Origin of the sequence: Caballeronia fortuita, assembly GCF_001544835.2 — a bacterium.
Taxonomy (GTDB): domain Bacteria; phylum Pseudomonadota; class Gammaproteobacteria; order Burkholderiales; family Burkholderiaceae; genus Caballeronia; species Caballeronia fortuita.
Genome location: NZ_FCNX02000013.1, coordinates 127,021 through 141,975, shown reverse-complemented (window position 1 = coordinate 141,975; position 14,955 = coordinate 127,021). Strand labels below are relative to the sequence as shown.

Annotated in this window: 17 protein-coding genes; 4 read left to right on the top strand and 13 right to left on the bottom strand. The window is 66.2% G+C overall.

The features are described 5' to 3' along the window. Nucleotides 1-10: 10 nt before the first annotated feature. From AWB77_RS24030 to AWB77_RS23975, 12 genes are all read right to left on the bottom strand, one after another. Nucleotides 11-670, bottom strand: a complete 660-nt coding sequence (locus AWB77_RS24030; protein WP_244158632.1) for a TadE/TadG family type IV pilus assembly protein — start codon at nucleotides 668-670, stop codon at nucleotides 11-13. Next, nucleotides 667-1,176 carry a TadE/TadG family type IV pilus assembly protein gene (locus AWB77_RS24025; protein WP_061136941.1) on the bottom strand — a complete coding sequence of 170 codons (510 nt, stop codon included), beginning with the start codon at nucleotides 1,174-1,176 and terminating at the stop codon, nucleotides 667-669. Before AWB77_RS24025 ends, AWB77_RS24030 begins: the two co-directional genes overlap by 4 nt. Continuing rightward, nucleotides 1,173-2,078 (bottom strand): tetratricopeptide repeat protein, encoded by a 906-nt coding sequence (locus AWB77_RS24020; protein ID WP_244158631.1) that lies wholly within the window; start codon nucleotides 2,076-2,078, stop codon nucleotides 1,173-1,175. Before AWB77_RS24020 ends, AWB77_RS24025 begins: the two co-directional genes overlap by 4 nt. Next, entirely contained in the window at nucleotides 2,075-3,034 is a 960-nt protein-coding gene (locus AWB77_RS24015; RefSeq protein WP_061136940.1) for a type II secretion system F family protein, read from the bottom strand. The genes AWB77_RS24020 and AWB77_RS24015 overlap by 4 nt, the downstream gene beginning before the upstream one ends. After that, nucleotides 3,031-4,005, bottom strand: a complete 975-nt coding sequence (locus AWB77_RS24010) for a type II secretion system F family protein (protein WP_061136939.1) — start codon at nucleotides 4,003-4,005, stop codon at nucleotides 3,031-3,033. The genes AWB77_RS24015 and AWB77_RS24010 overlap by 4 nt, the downstream gene beginning before the upstream one ends. After that, entirely contained in the window at nucleotides 4,002-5,387 is a 1,386-nt protein-coding gene (locus AWB77_RS24005) for a TadA family conjugal transfer-associated ATPase (protein ID WP_061136938.1), read from the bottom strand. Before AWB77_RS24005 ends, AWB77_RS24010 begins: the two co-directional genes overlap by 4 nt. Further along, nucleotides 5,387-6,604, bottom strand: coding sequence for a CpaE/TadZ family protein (locus AWB77_RS24000; RefSeq protein ID WP_061136937.1), 1,218 nt, complete (start codon nucleotides 6,602-6,604; stop codon nucleotides 5,387-5,389). Before AWB77_RS24000 ends, AWB77_RS24005 begins: the two co-directional genes overlap by 1 nt. A gap of 38 nt (nucleotides 6,605-6,642) precedes the next feature. After that, complete coding sequence (locus AWB77_RS23995; RefSeq protein WP_061136936.1) at nucleotides 6,643-7,017, bottom strand: CpaD family pilus assembly lipoprotein; 375 nt, start codon at nucleotides 7,015-7,017, stop codon at nucleotides 6,643-6,645. A 7-nt stretch (nucleotides 7,018-7,024) separates the two neighbouring features. Further along, entirely contained in the window at nucleotides 7,025-8,473 is a 1,449-nt protein-coding gene (locus tag AWB77_RS23990; RefSeq protein ID WP_061136935.1) for a type II and III secretion system protein family protein, read from the bottom strand. A 45-nt stretch (nucleotides 8,474-8,518) separates the two neighbouring features. Then, nucleotides 8,519-9,469, bottom strand: a complete 951-nt coding sequence (gene cpaB / locus AWB77_RS23985; protein WP_061136934.1) for a Flp pilus assembly protein CpaB — start codon at nucleotides 9,467-9,469, stop codon at nucleotides 8,519-8,521. A gap of 12 nt (nucleotides 9,470-9,481) precedes the next feature. Continuing rightward, a complete protein-coding gene (locus AWB77_RS23980; RefSeq protein WP_061136933.1) occupies nucleotides 9,482-9,991 on the bottom strand; it encodes an A24 family peptidase in 510 nt (169 codons plus the stop codon). A gap of 69 nt (nucleotides 9,992-10,060) precedes the next feature. Continuing rightward, a complete protein-coding gene (locus AWB77_RS23975) occupies nucleotides 10,061-10,237 on the bottom strand; it encodes a Flp family type IVb pilin (protein ID WP_061136932.1) in 177 nt (58 codons plus the stop codon). Between the two features lie 340 nt (nucleotides 10,238-10,577). Between AWB77_RS23975 and AWB77_RS23970 the strand changes: the two genes are divergently transcribed. Then, nucleotides 10,578-11,081, top strand: coding sequence for a DUF6496 domain-containing protein (locus AWB77_RS23970; RefSeq protein WP_061136931.1), 504 nt, complete (start codon nucleotides 10,578-10,580; stop codon nucleotides 11,079-11,081). Here AWB77_RS23970 and AWB77_RS23965 read toward each other — a convergent pair. Then, nucleotides 11,066-11,989 carry a LysR family transcriptional regulator gene (locus AWB77_RS23965; protein WP_061136930.1) on the bottom strand — a complete coding sequence of 308 codons (924 nt, stop codon included), beginning with the start codon at nucleotides 11,987-11,989 and terminating at the stop codon, nucleotides 11,066-11,068. The genes AWB77_RS23970 and AWB77_RS23965 overlap by 16 nt on opposite strands. Nucleotides 11,990-12,101: 112 nt before the next feature. Between AWB77_RS23965 and AWB77_RS23960 the strand changes: the two genes are divergently transcribed. From AWB77_RS23960 to AWB77_RS23950, 3 genes are all read left to right on the top strand, one after another. Next, a complete protein-coding gene (locus AWB77_RS23960) occupies nucleotides 12,102-12,872 on the top strand; it encodes a transporter substrate-binding domain-containing protein (protein WP_061136929.1) in 771 nt (256 codons plus the stop codon). A gap of 2 nt (nucleotides 12,873-12,874) precedes the next feature. Further along, nucleotides 12,875-13,999, top strand: coding sequence for a succinylglutamate desuccinylase/aspartoacylase family protein (locus AWB77_RS23955; RefSeq protein ID WP_061136928.1), 1,125 nt, complete (start codon nucleotides 12,875-12,877; stop codon nucleotides 13,997-13,999). A gap of 62 nt (nucleotides 14,000-14,061) precedes the next feature. Beyond that, nucleotides 14,062-14,952 carry an alpha/beta fold hydrolase gene (locus tag AWB77_RS23950; protein WP_061136927.1) on the top strand — a complete coding sequence of 297 codons (891 nt, stop codon included), beginning with the start codon at nucleotides 14,062-14,064 and terminating at the stop codon, nucleotides 14,950-14,952. Nucleotides 14,953-14,955 lie beyond the last annotated feature (3 nt).

Sequence of the window (14,955 nt, the reverse complement as noted above, 5' to 3'; positions counted from 1 at the left end):
CCGGCGCGCGTCAGTAGAACGCACGCATCGCGCGCGGACGCACGTACACGCGGCGGTACACCGTCTGCTGGCCCGGCAGGCCCGACAGCAAGCCGGACGTCATCGTGAACGGGTTATACGACAGAAACACTTCGACGACGATCGCCGAATCGCCCGTGCGGAACGGCCACGATGCGGGCAGCAGGTTCGTGGCCGAAATCCGCGACGCCATGCTCGCGCTCTTGCTGTTGGTCCATGCGGGCGGCGACGCCGTCCACTGGATTTTGGGCGTGGCCGTCGTCATCGTCGTGTCCATGTCCTTGCACTTCTTGCTTGCATCGGGATCGCACACGAAGGTCACGTAGACCATGCCGTTCGCCTTCAACTGATACGGCGCGGCGAGCAGGATCGCGTCCTGCCACAGCGAGCCGTAGCTGTTCGCTTCGGTGGTGTCGTTGTTGTCGGCGATGACCGATGTCATCTGGCCGATGGTGTTCGCGAGCGTGAACGCCGTGCGGTCGACCGCGCTCACCGCGCGCATGTACATGTAGAGCTCGGAAAAGCCGAGCATCACGATGAGCATCATCGGCACGATGATGACGAACTCGATCGACACGCTGCCGCGATCCGAACGCAGCATGCCGGCGAGCCTCGCGCGGATCGATCGCATGGTTTCGAAGAGCGTTCTCATTTCTCGTTCTGCACGATGAAATTGCGCTGGAAGGTCAGTTGCGAAATGCCGAACATCGCGGGAATGCCGGTGATGCCCGGCATCCTGACCTGGATGTTGTAGGCGACCACGTCGCCGTATCCGCCCATGTCCTGCGTCGGCGTATAGGTGGAACTGGCGACGTTGCCGTAGCCGTAGTTGCCGTAGTTCAGCTCGGTGACGGTGATGGTCGCGTTCAGCGCGCGCCATCCGCCGAGGATCGTTTCGACGATCGCCTGCGCCTTCTGCGCGCGCGTGCCGGAAGCGGGCGCGGTGGTCGTCAGGCCCACGCGCGATGCTTCCTGCGCGGCCGCCTGCACCGTCGCATCGACGATCATCTCCAGCGCGAGCTCCACCGTGCCGATGATGATGATCGCCGCGATGACGACGACGAACGCGAACTCGATCGACGCGATGCCGCGCTCGTCGCGCAGCAGTCGCATCGCGACGGATGGCGGTCGTGGACGGCGGCGCGCGGACGCTTTCATTTGAGACGCGTCGTCTGGACGAGAGCCGTCGGAATCGCGGCGGGCGATGCCGACGTTCCCGTCGGTGTTGCCGATGCCGCCGGCGCGCGCTGCGACATCAACTCGCGCTGCATGTCGTAGTAACGCAGATTGTCTTCGACCGATGCCTTCGGCAGATCGCGCGACAGGATTTCGGCCGCCGCCTCGCGATTGCCGAGCAGCCCGTAGGCGAGGGCGAGATCCTGACGTGCCTGCGGCGGCGCGGCGGGGAAACGCGTCACGTCGAGCAGCACGTTCGCGCCTTCGCGCGGATTGCCGGAGAGCGTCAGCGACAGGCCGAGATTCACCGAAAGCATCGGATCGCCCACGTTCTTGCCGAGCGCCTGACGCAACACGGCCTGCGCGCCCGCGTGATCGCCGCTCATGTCGAGCGCGGCGCCGAGCCCGGCTGCGGCGAGCGGATCGTCGGGCGTGAGCGCGAGCAGATGCCGATAACTGGCGATGGCGTCATCGAAGCGGCGCTGGCGCATCGCGACGCGCGCAAGACCGATGAGCGGCGCGCTCGCCTTCGCATCGGCCTTGCTGGCGCGGTCGTAATAGACGCCCGCGCGCGTGAAGTCGCCGACCGTGTAGAGCGTGTTGCCGAGCCCCGTCAGCCCGGCGACCGAGTGCGGGTCCGCCTGCACCGCTTTCTCGTAGAGCGAGGTCGCGAGTTCGACATTGCCGGATTCGAGTGCCGTGTCGGCGATGCGCAATTCGCTCATCGTGCTCGGCGCGGAGTTGCGCGTGACCGGACGGCTGTCGAAGCTCTGACGTGTCGTGGTCGTCGTCGTGCAGGCGCTGAACGCGATCGCGAGCGTCGCGCAACACGCGGCAAGTCCGGCGCGGCGCATGCAGGCGAGTGGAATCGGTGTGGTCTTCATTTCTTTGCAAAGACGCTGATGAGTTGGATGATGGCCGGGCCGGCGGCGATCAACATCACCGCAGGCAGGATGAAGAGCATCATCGGCACGGCCATTTTCGGCGCGAGCTTGGCCGCCTTTTCTTCGAGCGACACGATATGCGCGAGCCGCTCGGTGTGCGAGAGCGTGCGCAGCGCATGCGTGATCGGCGTGCCGTAGCGCATCGATTGCGTGAGCGTGGAAATCAGCGCGCGGATCGACGGCAGATCGATGCGATCGGCGAGCGCCTGCAGCGCGCGCGCACTGTCGCCGGAGAGCGAGAGTTCGTCGGCGGTCAGCGAGAACTCGCTGGAGAGTGGCGGGCAGATGGTCTTGAGTTCGTCGGCGACGCGCCGGATCGACACGCCGAGGCTGTTGCCCGCGTTCGTGCAGATGACGAGCAGATCGAGCGCGTCGGGCAGGCACGAGGCCATCGCCTTGCGCCGCCGCGACGCGAAGAACGCGAGCACGTATTCCGGCAGGATCATGCCGACGACGAACACCAGCAGCATCATCGCGCCGCGCACGGCCGGATATCCGCCGATCACCGGAATGCGCGAGCCGAGCATCACGGTAAACGCGGCGCACACGAGCCCGACGACGAACTTGATCGCGAGCAGGACCGACACCGCCGAATGGCTGCGATAGCCGCTACGGACCATCTGCGCGCGCAGCTTCGCGCGGTACTTGGCGTCGAAGAGCGGCAGGCGGTCGCCGAGGCGCGCGAGACGGTGCGTGAGGCGTGCAGCGAAGCCGTCGCCGTCGTCTTCGTCGGTGAGCGCGCTTTCATTGCGCTGCACGATAGCCGCCTGACGCGCGCGCTCCGCGATGCGCCCGCGCGTGCCGCCGTGCTTGGTCGCCCACCACAGCACGATGGCGACGACGAGCGCGAGCAGCATCAGCAGGTTGATGAGTGTCTCGAGATTGTCCTGGCTCATCGCGAGGTATCCAGTTTCGACATCTTGTGAACGACGCCCAGTCCCATCGCGAGCGATATCACGGCGCACGTCAGCACTTTCTGCCCCGCCGACGTCTGGAACAGCACCATCAGATAGGCGCGGTTGAGCAGGAACATGCTGCCCACGATGAAGAAGGGCACCGCCGCGAGAATCTTCGTCGTGATGCGCGCTTCGCCCGTCAGCGCCTTCGTCTTCTGGCGAATCTCGCGGCGCCGGCGCACGATGCCCGCGAGGTTCTCCAGCGTTTCGCCGAGCTGCCCGCCGGTTTCGCGCTGCAGCAGCAGGCAGACGCAGAAGAACGAAAAATCCGCGATGCCGATGCGCGCGACCGCCGTCGCGAGCACTTCTTCGAGATCGAGACCGACCTTGAGGCCGTCGCCCATCAGGCGGAATTCGCTCTTGAGCGGCTCGGCGCATTCGCTCGACGCGACGCCCATCACGTGCGTCACCGGCACGCCCGCGCGCACCGCACGCACGATCAGATCGATGAGATCGGGAAAGCCGTCGAGAAAGCGCCGCTTGAAGCGCTCGACGAGAAAGCGATATGCCTGCATCGCGCCGAACACCGGCATGCCGATGACGAGCGCGGGCGGCGCGAACGAAGGCAGCGGCAGCAGCTTCGCCATCACGAGCGCGAGGATTTCCGCGACGACCGCCGCGGCGATCACCACGCGCAGCCCGCGCGTCCCGGCCACCGTCTTGAGGCGCGCGATCTTCGGCGCGAACCAGCGGCTCACGAGGTTGTCGTTGCGGCTGAACGTGAAGATGTCGGAGTGATCGTGGCGCATTTCGCGGCCGCTTGCGCCCGTCGACGGAAAGTCCGCCTGCAGCCGCGCCTGGATGCGCGCTTCGGGCCGCTGCCTGCGCATGTCCTGCACCACGAGCAGCATGATGCCGAGCAGCAGCACGACAGCGAACGATCCGAACGTGATGAGGTCGATGGAACTCATGGCCGCATCGCCTCCAGCAGCGCATCCTCGAGGCCGTAATACGCGGCGCGCGCGGCGAAGGCCGGCCGCACCGCGCCCGTTTCGAACACGCCTTTCACTTCCTCGCTGTACGCGCTCGCGTCATAACGGAACGTGAAGAGATCCTGCGTGATGATGACTTCGCCTTCCATGCCGACGAGTTCGGTGATGCGCGTCACGCGCCGCATGCCGTCGCGCATGCGCTCGATCTGCACGATCATGTGCACCGCGCTCGCGATCTGCCGGCGGATCGACAGGAGCGGCAGGTTGCCGTTCGCCATCATCACCATCGACTCCAGACGCGTGATGCCGTCGCGCGGCGTGTTCGCGTGGATCGTGGTCATCGAACCGTCGTGGCCGGTATTCATCGCCTGAAGCACGTCGAAGGCTTCGGGGCCGCGCGTTTCGCCGAGGATGATGCGGTCCGGGCGCATCCGCAGCGCGTTGCGCACGAGATCGCGCTGCGTCACCGCGCCGAGTCCTTCGGCATTCTCGGGGCGCGTTTCGAGGCTCACGACGTGCGGCTGCACGAGTTGCAGTTCGGCGGCATCCTCGATCGTCACGGTGCGCTCGCCGTGCCCGATGAAGTGCGACAGCGCGTTGAGCAGCGTCGTCTTGCCCGAGCCCGTGCCGCCCGACACGATGATGTTGAGCCGGCAGGTGCTCGCGAGCTTGAGCACGTTGGCCATCGCGGCGGACAGGTTGCCCTGCGTCGCCATCCGGTGCAGCGTGATGTTGCGCTTGGAGAACTTACGAATCGAGATCGATGCGCCGTGGATCGCAAGCGGTGGCAGCACGACGTTCACGCGGCTGCCGTCGGCGAGACGCGCATCGACCATCGGACTGCTTTCGTCGACGCGCCGTCCTACGCCGGCCGCGATGCGCTGCGCGACGTTGATGACGTGCGTGTTGTCGCGGAACTTGCAGTGCGTCAGTTCGAGCCGGCCGTGCCGCTCGACCCAGACCTGATCGGGACCGTTGACGAGGACGTCGGTGATGGTGTCGTCGGCGAGCAAGGGTTCGATCGGGCCGAGGCCGAACATGTCGTTCAGCAATTCGCCGACGATCTGCTGCTGCTCCGCGATGGTCACGTTCAGGCGTTCGCGCTCGGCCACGTCGAGCACGAGCTGCTCCACGCCGGGTTTCATCTGCTCGCGCGTCTTGCCGACGGCCGCCGACGGATTCATCGCCGCGAACACGCCGTTGCGGATCACCTTGAAGAGGTCCGAGCGCACGAGCACTTCGGCGCCTTCCGGCGCGCGCGGCGGCGGCGCGACCGGCGGCGCTTCGATGACCGGCGCGGCGTCGCCGGATGCCGCGTCCGGATCGGGTGTCGGGCGGGGAACCTGCTTCTGTCCGAACATCAGCCTCTCCTGAGCCCGAGCTTCTGGAAGAACGAGCGCTCGGCGCTCATCTGCTGACCGGTCAGATCGCCGCCGATGCGCGTGATCATCTGGTTGAAACCGTTCGCGGCCTTCTCTTTCGGCGCTTCGCCGAGATTCTCGGCGGTCGCGAGCGACTTCGCCTCGAACGGGATTTCATACAGCACGTTGCGGCCGACCGCCGTCATGAAGTCGTTGACCTGCACCTTGCCGCTCGTCGCGGCGTTCGGGTTGTTGAGCAGCAGCGAGGTCGGCGGGTTGTTGTCGCGATCCTCGATATGACGCAGCAGGCGGATCGTCTCGCGCGTCGAATGCACCGAACGGTCAGCGACCATGTAGACGCGCGCGGCGTGATCGAACGCTTCCTGCGCGAGCGGATCCGTCACCGAGCCGATGTCCAGAATCACGTAGTGGAAGCTGTCGCACAGCAGTTCGAGCACGCGCGGCAAGGCGCCCGGCGCGAACGGGCGCGCGGCGCCGTAATCGTGTTCCGCCGACAGCATGAAAAGCCGGCTGCCCTTGGCGACGAGCGTGCGCTCGACGTATTGCGGATCGAGCCGATGCACGTTCTGCAGCACGTCGATGAGTCCGTTGTTGCTTTGCAGGCCGAGCATCGAGTTGGCCGCGCCGCCGTGCAGGTTCAGATCGACGTAAGCGACGCGCCGGTGCGTGTCTTCCGACAGATGGCGCGCGACGTTGAGCGCGAGCGTGGTCACGCCGACGCCGCCGCGCGAGCCGGTGAACGCGATCGTCTTGCCCGCGCGCGCAAGCATGACGGGACTCACCTTGCCTTCGGCGACATTGACCGTGCGCTTGAGCAGCTCGACGGTGATCGGCTTCACGAGGTAGTCGCGCACGCCGATCTTGAGCAGGCTGCGGAACAGGCCGACGTCGTTGCGCTCGCCGAGCGCCACCACCTGCACCGACGGCTCGCAGACTTCGGCGAGGCGGCCGAGGTCGGAGAGCGGCATCACCGAGTCCTGGAGATCGACGAGCAGGAAGAGCGGCGAGCGGTCGACCCTGGCGAGATAGGCGATCGCATCGTCGACATTGCCGACGACGATATGCGCGTGCGGCATCGCCTGTTCGAGCACGAAGCTCTTCACGATCTGCTCGGTCTTGCGATCGGCGACGAAGGCGATGAAATCCGCGTTGCGCGTGCCGGACTTGGTCTTCGAAAAGGAGAACTCTGTGCTCATTGGCTGGCCTCGTGTGCGTCGGGCGATGTCGCGTTACGTCACTTGCTGTCGCGCGAAGTCGACTTGTCGAGCTGAATCACGCGCCCCGTCTCGTATCGCCGCACCGCGCTCGCCGCCACCGCCGCGTTCGCCGGACCAAGCGTCTGCGGATGCACCGCGTCTTCCGGACGCGCGAGCTGCGCGGCGAGATTGGTGTAGGTCGCGCAGCCCCATTGCATGCTCGGGCGGCGGATGCCGGCATCGGTCAGCAGCGACGGACGCGCGAGGCTGTCGCAATCGGGCGGCACGGCGGTGTTGCCGTCGTAGCCGATCACCGTTTCGTTCGGCATGTTGCGCGGCGGCTTGAAACAGCCGGCGGCGGCCACGGCGAACGCGGCGGCGAGAAGGAGCGCGAGCGCGCGGGTGTGTTTCATGACGGCCTCAATAGACGTAGCCGGCCGCGCCGACGAGACGGGGTGCGCCCGCTTGCGCCGGTGCGCCGCCGTTTTGCCGGCGGAAGCTGTATTCGACATCGCTCGACGGCGAGATCAGCGAATCGAGCGGCGAGCGCAGTTTCGACGGATCGGTCGGCTCGACGAGATACGGCGTCACCATGATGACGAGCTCGGTCTTGTTGTTCTGGTAATTGGTCGACGAGAACAGCTTGCCGAGCACCGGAATCGAGCCCAGACCGGGCACTTGCGAAACGACATCGCTCGTATTGCTTTGCAGAAGACCGCCGATCGCGAAGCTCTGGCCGCTCGCGAGTTCGACCGTCGTGTCCGCGCGGCGCACCGACAGCCCCGGCACGGTGATGCCGCCGGTCGTCACGCTCGCGGTCGTGTCGATCTGGCTGACTTCCGGGCGCACTTTCAGGCTGATGCGGCGGTCGTCGAGCACGGTCGGCGTGAAGTCGAGCTTGACGCCGAACTGCTTGAATTCGACGGTGATCGCGCCGTTCACCTGCGACACCGGAATCGGGAACTCGCCGCCCGCGAGGAAGCTCGCCGTCTGGCCGGACAAGGCGACGAGATTCGGCTCCGCGAGCACGGTCAGCAGGCCTTCCTGGTTCAGCGCATCGACGAGCGCGCGGATGTCCACGTTGTTCGTCCTGAACGCGCCGAGAATCGAGTAGGCGTTGTTGGTCGGCAGATTGACCGGATAGCTCACCGAGCCGTTGCCGTTCGTGATCGGCTGGTTCAGGTTGTAGATCGGACGGCCGCTGAAAATGCCGCTATAGAAGTTGCCCGCTGCGTTGCCGACTGCCTGCCAGTTGATGCCGAGCTGCTGCGTGACGTTGCGGTCCACTTCCGTGATGCGCACGCGCAACTGCACTTGCAGCGGCCGGTCGATCGTCATGCGGTTGACGAGCACTTCCTTGTCGGCGAGATAGGGTGTCACCGCCTGGACGATGGCATCGGCATCCGCCGGATTCGATGCCTGACCGGTCAGCATCAGCGAACCCTGGCCCGTTGCGATCTGCACGTTGGTGTTCGGAAAGCGCGCGGCGAGCATCGCGCGCAGCGTGATCATGTCGCGCGAAACGACGACCGTGCGCTGCACGAGCGGCCGGTTGTTCGCGCCGAGCACGTAGAGCGTGGTCGTGCCGGTCTTCTTGCCGAGCACGAAGACCGCTTTGGCCGATGGAACGTGCACATCGGCGATGGCCGGATCGGCGACGAACACCGACGCGACGTTTTCGTTCAACTGCAGCATCGTGCCCTTGCCCGCGTCGAGCACGAGCGCACCTTGCGCGGCGGCGGGCGCTGCCTCGCGCGGTGTCGCCGCGGGCGGGGCGGCATGGGCCGCGGCGCACGTCACCAACGCCGCGCACGCGATGACCGCGGCGATGCGACGTGAAGGGCGGCTCGAACTGAACTGCGTTTTCATGAATATGAATCCTGGCGATGGCACGCTTTCGAACGGAGGCACGGGTCAACGCTCCGTGGGCACGGAAGGCAGCGGCGGAACGGCCTGGCCCGCGCCGCCCGCCTGGGCGACGCTCGACGTATCCGACTTCTCCGAACCTCGATAGATGGTCACGGTGCGCGGCATCGCCGGCGCGGCGTTCGGTGCGCCCGACTGAACCGGGCGCGCGCGCGGCAGATCGCGCACGGCGCGCGAGATGTCGCCGGCCCAGATCGGCTTGCGGTCGGCCGCCGACGCGCCCGCGGGCACGGCCGGATCGCGGCTGACGGTGGCGAAGCTGCGCAGCGCGAGCGACAGGCTGCCGAGGCGCGCGGCGACCGCGACCACTTCGCCCATGCGCGGCGTGACTTCGAGCGTCACGGTGCGGGCGCGGGCCACGGCGACGTCGCCATCGCCGTCGTTCTTCGGCCGCTTGATTTCGGAGCCGACGGCCAGCACGCGCACATGCTCGACCACCGTTTCGCTCGATACCGCGAGATCGGGGGATTCGGTGCGGCGGTCCATCTGCTGCGTGAGAATCAGGTCGACATAGTCGCCCGGCTGGATCAGGCCCGCGTTGCCGGACACGTCGTCGACGGCGACCGAGACCGCGCGCATGTCGGGCTTGAGCGTCGCGGCGAGAAAACCCGGCGCGCTCGGCAGAAAGACATCGTCGGAAACGAGCACGGTGCCGCTCGCGACGGGATGGCGCAGCAACGCGCCTTTCAGATCAGGCGCGCCCGCGACACCCGCGACGATCGCGCTGGACGGAATGTCCGCCTTCGGAATGTCCTTCCAGGCGAGGTCTTCGTCGCGCAGCAGCAAGCCTTGCGGCAGGCTGGCGGCGCTTACGAGCACTTTCTCGCTCGTCACGGCGGGCTTCGGCGAGCGCGAGGCGCTGGCGAGCACGACGCGCACGATCAGCGCGATCAGAAGTGCGCCGACCAGCAGCACGGCGAATTTGATGATGTTGGACATGGATGGGCCGTCCTATCGCGTCGGGATGAGATGCAGCAGCGCGGGCAGCACGATGACGAAGCCGCCGCCGAAGGCGAGCGCCACGCCATACGGAACGCCGCGGGCCGCGGAGAACATCGCGAGCGCGCGCAGCGGCACGAAGCGCTGCGACGGATTCATGCCGCGCGTGGCGAGACTGATGAGCGACACCACGGTTCCGATCACGGAGACGAGCGTCAGCGTCGCGAGCGAAAGACCGAATCCCACCCAGAGAAAGATGACCGAAGCGAGTTTGGCGTCGCCGCCGCCTAACATGCGCGCGACGAACAGCACTGCGCACGCGAGAAACACGATCACCGCGAGCAGCAGATGCGAGATGACATCGTCGATCGGCATGCCGGCGATGAACGCATCGGCGAAAAAGAGTGCGCCGATCGAGAGGACGATGCGCGTCGGCAGGCGTCGCGTGCGAACGTCGCTGACCGCGAGCCACAAAAGCGCGCAGAGCACGAGAAGACGGATGACAACGGACAAGGTCGGCACGATGGGCTCGAATGAGGTTGAGTCAGATGAGTCCGGGCGCGAAGACCCGGACTCGGGGACTTCGAATGCTTAGCCCGCCGCGTTCTTGACCTTGGTGGTCAGGTTCGTGAAGATTTCGGACATGTTGGTGCTGAACGCGGTGCCGACGGCCACCAGTGCCACTACGACGATGCCGGCGAGGATGGCGTATTCCATGGCGCTAACGCCACGTTCGTCGCGCACGAAGGCCTTGATCAGTTTTTGCATGTTGCTTCCTTGATGAGTGAGAGTCGGTTTTGCAGTGCCAGAGGGAAGTGCTTACCTGTTTGGATCATATCCACGGCGGCCCCGGCCACAACGCAAGAACAAGAGGCAAAACAGGCTTCAATTTAGACGACCCGGGTGCTATGGATAAGCGCGTTAACGGCAACGTTTCGGCCGCCTTTAGCCGTTTCGAACGCTGCTTTGCACGCGTGTTGGCCGCTCGCCTTTCTCTTTCTTTACATACGCTTCGCCGGTGACATCGCAAACGTTTGCAGACCGAAAATGCGGGCATGGCCGTTGCTCGTTCGATCGATGCAAGCCCACTTCATATTGGAGGTCCGACATGCCCGAAAAGAAAACCGTCGAGCGCGCATCGAAGGCGAAGCGCGAAGGCAAGTCCGCGAGCACGCAGGCCGGTGCGTTCGTGAAGGAGCAGATCGATCACATTCGCGAGGGCAAGCACGGCGCGAAGTCGGCGAAGCAGGCCATCGCGATCGGCTTGTCGGAAGCGCGCCGCTCGGGCGTTAAGATGAAGCCGCCGAAGAAGGGCGCGGCATCCGAGGCGACGAGGAAAAAGGCCGCGCAGGACACGAAGGCTTCGCATCGCACGAAGAAGAGTCCGAGCACTGAATCGAAGGCGAAGCGCTCGGCCGTTTCGACGCGCGTGCTGAAGCGCGAAAGCACCAAGGCCGCTTCGCACAAGTCGTTGTCGCGGCAGACGCATGCAGTCGCCAGCCGGCGTTCGGCGGCGGATCGTTCAGCGGCGGCGAAAAAAGGCTGGGCGACGCGGCGCAGAAACGCGGCCGCCAAGTCGAAGGGATCGCACGCGCGTCACGCGTCGCGCTGAAGCGGCAGCATCCGCGCGAACGAGACGGCCATCGTCGCGAGTTCCTGCGCGGCGGGCGTGAGCGGTACGCCCGCGCGGCGTAGCAGGCAGACGGGCGTCTTCGCGGCGCGTTCGGCGATCGGCACAATGCCGACGTGCTCGCGAAAGAAAGCATGGCCGGCGAGACTCGCCGGCTCGAGGCCGAGGTAATCGCCCGACGCGATGCAATGCAGCGTGTCGAAGACCGCTTCCGTCGTCGCGGCGATGCGCGGCGGCGCGAGCTTCGCCTGCTCGAAGAGCGCCGACAGCTTGTTGCCGGGCGCCGCGCCGCCGCTTTGCCGCGTGCTGACCCATTCGGCATCGCGCAGCTCGGCGAGCGTGCGCGCGCGTTCTAGCGGATGACCGCGCCGCGCGATGATTGCCACTTCCGAATCGAAGAGCGGCGTCGTTTCCAGATCGTGGATGTCGGCGCCGGGCGCAATCAGTGCGAGCGCGAAGTCGAGACTGCCGTCGCGTACCCATGACGTCAGCACGCGCGAGGTCGCGCTCGTCAGATGCACGTCGATGCGCGGGCAGCGCTCCCGATAGCTCGCGAGCAGCGCGGGAAAGAGCCGCATCGTCGCTTCGGCCGCGAGTCCGAGCGCGACGCGCCCCGTCAATTCGCCGCGCAACTGACGCATCTCATCTTCCGTCTTGCGGCATTCCCCGAGTATCAGTTCGGCGCGCACGCGCAGGCGTTCGCCGATCGGCGTCAGGCGCGCGCCGCGCACGTCGCGTTCGAACAGCGGCCCGCCCGCGAGTGCTTCGAACTTCTGCAATTGCTGCGTGATGCCGCTTTGCGCGATATCGAGCCTGCGCGCGGCGGCGCGCACGCTGCCCGCATCGGCGACGGCGACGAACATGCGCAACTGCGTCAACGTCAGATCCACGCTCGGCTCCGTCGGGTGATCTCGAAAAGTGATCATGATAAGCAAAGCGTGTCTTTTTGCGAGCGTTTTGCGCCCGTACCATCGGTGGTCATATTCAGGAGACACCGCGCCCATGTTCAGACTCAGCACGCTCTTTCTGGCCGCCGCGCTCGCCGCCGCCGCGCCGGTTCATGCGAAGGACGCCGACACCTTGCGCCTCGGCATCGATCCCGGCTATCCGCCGATGGACGTGAAGACGCCCGATGGCCACGTCGCGGGCTTCGACGTCGATCTCGGCGATGAAATTTGCCGCCGCATCGCGATGCGCTGCCAGTGGGTCGAACTCGAATTCTCGGGGATGATTCCCGCGCTGCAGGCGCGCAAGATCGACGCGATCATGTCGTCGATGGCGATCACCGACAAGCGCATGAAACAGATCGCCTTCTCCACGAAGCTATTCCAGTTCCGCTCGCGGCTGATCGCCAAGCAGGGCGCGCCGCTCACGGCGAGCGCGCAGGGCTTGCGCGGCAAGCGCATCGGCGTGCAGAGCGGCAGTCAGTTCGAAACCTTCGCGATGAAGAACTGGCAGCCGGGCGGCGTCGAAGTGGTCGCGTATCAGAGCATGGACGGCGTGCTGAGCGATCTGACGGCGGGACGCATCGACGCCGCGCTGCTCGGTTCGGTTGAAGCGGAGCACGGCTTTCTGAAGACGCCGCGCGGCGCGGGTTTCGCGTTCGTCGGCGAGCCGCTGTCGATGGGCGATCACGGCGTCGGCATGGGTCTGCGTCAGGACGATGCGGCGCTGAAGGCGAAGGTCGACAAGGCCGTGGGCGACATGCGCGCGGATGGCACGTATCAGAAGATCGCGCGCAAGTATTTCGATTTCGACGTCTACGGCGATTGACCATGCACACGCAACGTCATCCACTTGTCTCGACGACGCTCGGCACGTCGCGCGAACTCGTCAGCTTCCGTTTCGGCGATGGCGCGCGCGGCGAGAGCGTTTATCTGCAAGCCTCGCTGCATGCCGACGAAACGCCCGCCATGCTCGCCGCGTGGACCCTGAAGCGGCGTCTCGTCGAGCTCGAAGCGGAAGGCCGTATGCGCGGCGAGGTCGTGCTGGTGCCGGTCGCGAATCCCATCGGTTTGTCGCAGCATGTGCTCGGGCAATTTCTCGGACGCTTCGAGGCGAACAGCGGCCACAACTTCAACCGTAGTTTTCCGATGCCGTCCGCCGATGCGTTGATCGAACGCGTGGGCGCGCGCTTTTCATCGGGCGATGCCGCGCACAACGCGCGCGTGTTGCGCGGCGCGCTCGTCGAGATGCTCGGCGAGATCAACGCGAAGAACGAATTCGAATCGCTTCGGCTTGCGCTGCTGACGCTTGCGTCGCGCGCGGATATCGTGCTCGATCTGCATTGCTCGCTCGAAGCGACGATGCACGTCTACACGAGCCCCGCGAGCTGGCCCGCGATCGAGCCGCTCGCGCGTCTGCTCGGCGCGAACGGCGTATTGCTCGCCACCGACTCGGGCGGCCAGTCGTTCGACGAGGTTCACGCGCTTTTGTGGAACGAAGTCCGCGCGCGTCTGGGCGACGGCACGCCGCTCGGCGCGCCGAATATCGCGGCGACGATCGAGCATCGCGGGCAGCGCGATGTCGACTACGAGACGGCGTCGGCTGATGCGCAGGCCATCGTCGATTATCTGATCGCGCGCGGCGTGATCGAAGGCGAGGCGAAGGATGTGCCGCCGCTCGCGCAACCCGCGACGCCGCTCGCGGGCAGCCAGCAACTGACGGCGCCGGCGAGCGGGATCGTCGTGTATCGCGCGAAAGTGGGCGCGCGGCTGAAGGCGGGCGATCCGGTGTTCGATATCGTCGATCCGGTCACGGATGCGGTGACGACCGTCACCACGACCAACGACGGTGTGTTCTACATGCGCCGCGCGATCCGCTTCGTGTACGCGGGCGCGCCGATGGGGCGGGTGACAGGCGAAACAGCGATCAGGAGCGGCGTGCTGATCGGGGCGTGACTCGCCGAGCGCGCGTTGTCACTGCTCGCTAGAATGACGCTTCCCCTTCGAGGAGTCTCGCCATGCTGGACTTCGGACGCCACGCCCGCACGCCGACGCTCGATATCGCCTACGCCGATTCCGGTCCCGCCGATGGTCCCGTCGTCATCCTGCTTCACGGCTGGCCGGATGCCGCGCGCGCCTGGAATGCCGTTGCCGCGCGTCTCAACGAAGCCGGCTATCGGACCATCGTGCCGGAGTTGCGAGGCGCGGGCGGCACGCGCTTTCTGAGCAGCGACACGGTGCGCGACGGCTCGGGTGTCGCGCTCGCGCAAGACGCCGTCGATCTCGCCGATGCGCTCGGCATCGCCACATTCGATGTCGTCGGCCATGACTGGGGCGCGCGCGCCGCCTACACGATTTCCGCGCTGTTTCCCGAACGCGTGCGCCGCATGGCCGCGCTCGCGCTCGCGTATCAGCCGCGCGGCGTCTTCGAGCTGCCGGATTTTTCGCAGGCGCGGCGCTTCTGGTATCAATGGTTCATGTCGCTCGATGGCGGTCCGGACGCCGTCGCCGCCGATCCCAAAGGCTTCGCGCGCATCCAGTGGGACACATGGTCGCCGTCTGGCTGGTTCGATGAAGCCGAGTTCGCGGCGACTTCCCGCGCATTTGACAATCCCGACTGGGTGCCGATCACGTTGAACGCCTATCGCCGCCGATGGCGCGGCGACCAGCCGTCCGATCCGGCGCTCGCGGCGTCGTACGCTCGGCTTGCGGCGACCGAACGCATTGGCGTGCCTGCGCTGATGATTCAGGGCGGCGCCGATGCCTGCGACGAACCGGCAAGCTCCGAAGGCCAGGCGCATTACTTCACGGCGGGCTACCGGCGCGTCGTCATCGACGGCGCGGGGCATTTTCCGCTGCGCGAGGCGCCGGATGCCGTCGCGGACGCGCTGATCGCGCATCTCGCATAGTCG

What these genes read in the sequence shown, in the direction of transcription:
- AWB77_RS23995 (WP_061136936.1), bottom strand. Translation starts at nt 7,017, where the DNA reads ATGAAACACACCCGCGCGCTCGCGCTCCTTCTCGCCGCCGCGTTCGCC.
- AWB77_RS23975 (WP_061136932.1), bottom strand. Translation starts at nt 10,237, where the DNA reads ATGCAAAAACTGATCAAGGCCTTCGTGCGCGACGAACGTGGCGTTAGC.
- AWB77_RS23950 (WP_061136927.1), top strand. Translation starts at nt 14,062, where the DNA reads ATGCTGGACTTCGGACGCCACGCCCGCACGCCGACGCTCGATATCGCC.
- AWB77_RS24010 (WP_061136939.1), bottom strand. Translation starts at nt 4,005, where the DNA reads ATGAGTTCCATCGACCTCATCACGTTCGGATCGTTCGCTGTCGTGCTG.
- AWB77_RS24000 (WP_061136937.1), bottom strand. Translation starts at nt 6,604, where the DNA reads ATGAGCACAGAGTTCTCCTTTTCGAAGACCAAGTCCGGCACGCGCAAC.
- AWB77_RS24020 (WP_244158631.1), bottom strand. Translation starts at nt 2,078, where the DNA reads ATGAAGACCACACCGATTCCACTCGCCTGCATGCGCCGCGCCGGACTT.
- AWB77_RS24030 (WP_244158632.1), bottom strand. Translation starts at nt 670, where the DNA reads ATGAGAACGCTCTTCGAAACCATGCGATCGATCCGCGCGAGGCTCGCC.
- AWB77_RS23990 (WP_061136935.1), bottom strand. Translation starts at nt 8,473, where the DNA reads ATGAAAACGCAGTTCAGTTCGAGCCGCCCTTCACGTCGCATCGCCGCG.
- AWB77_RS24015 (WP_061136940.1), bottom strand. Translation starts at nt 3,034, where the DNA reads ATGAGCCAGGACAATCTCGAGACACTCATCAACCTGCTGATGCTGCTC.
- AWB77_RS23955 (WP_061136928.1), top strand. Translation starts at nt 12,875, where the DNA reads ATGCACACGCAACGTCATCCACTTGTCTCGACGACGCTCGGCACGTCG.
- AWB77_RS23960 (WP_061136929.1), top strand. Translation starts at nt 12,102, where the DNA reads ATGTTCAGACTCAGCACGCTCTTTCTGGCCGCCGCGCTCGCCGCCGCC.
- AWB77_RS23970 (WP_061136931.1), top strand. Translation starts at nt 10,578, where the DNA reads ATGCCCGAAAAGAAAACCGTCGAGCGCGCATCGAAGGCGAAGCGCGAA.
- AWB77_RS24005 (WP_061136938.1), bottom strand. Translation starts at nt 5,387, where the DNA reads ATGTTCGGACAGAAGCAGGTTCCCCGCCCGACACCCGATCCGGACGCG.
- AWB77_RS24025 (WP_061136941.1), bottom strand. Translation starts at nt 1,176, where the DNA reads ATGAAAGCGTCCGCGCGCCGCCGTCCACGACCGCCATCCGTCGCGATG.
- cpaB (WP_061136934.1), bottom strand. Translation starts at nt 9,469, where the DNA reads ATGTCCAACATCATCAAATTCGCCGTGCTGCTGGTCGGCGCACTTCTG.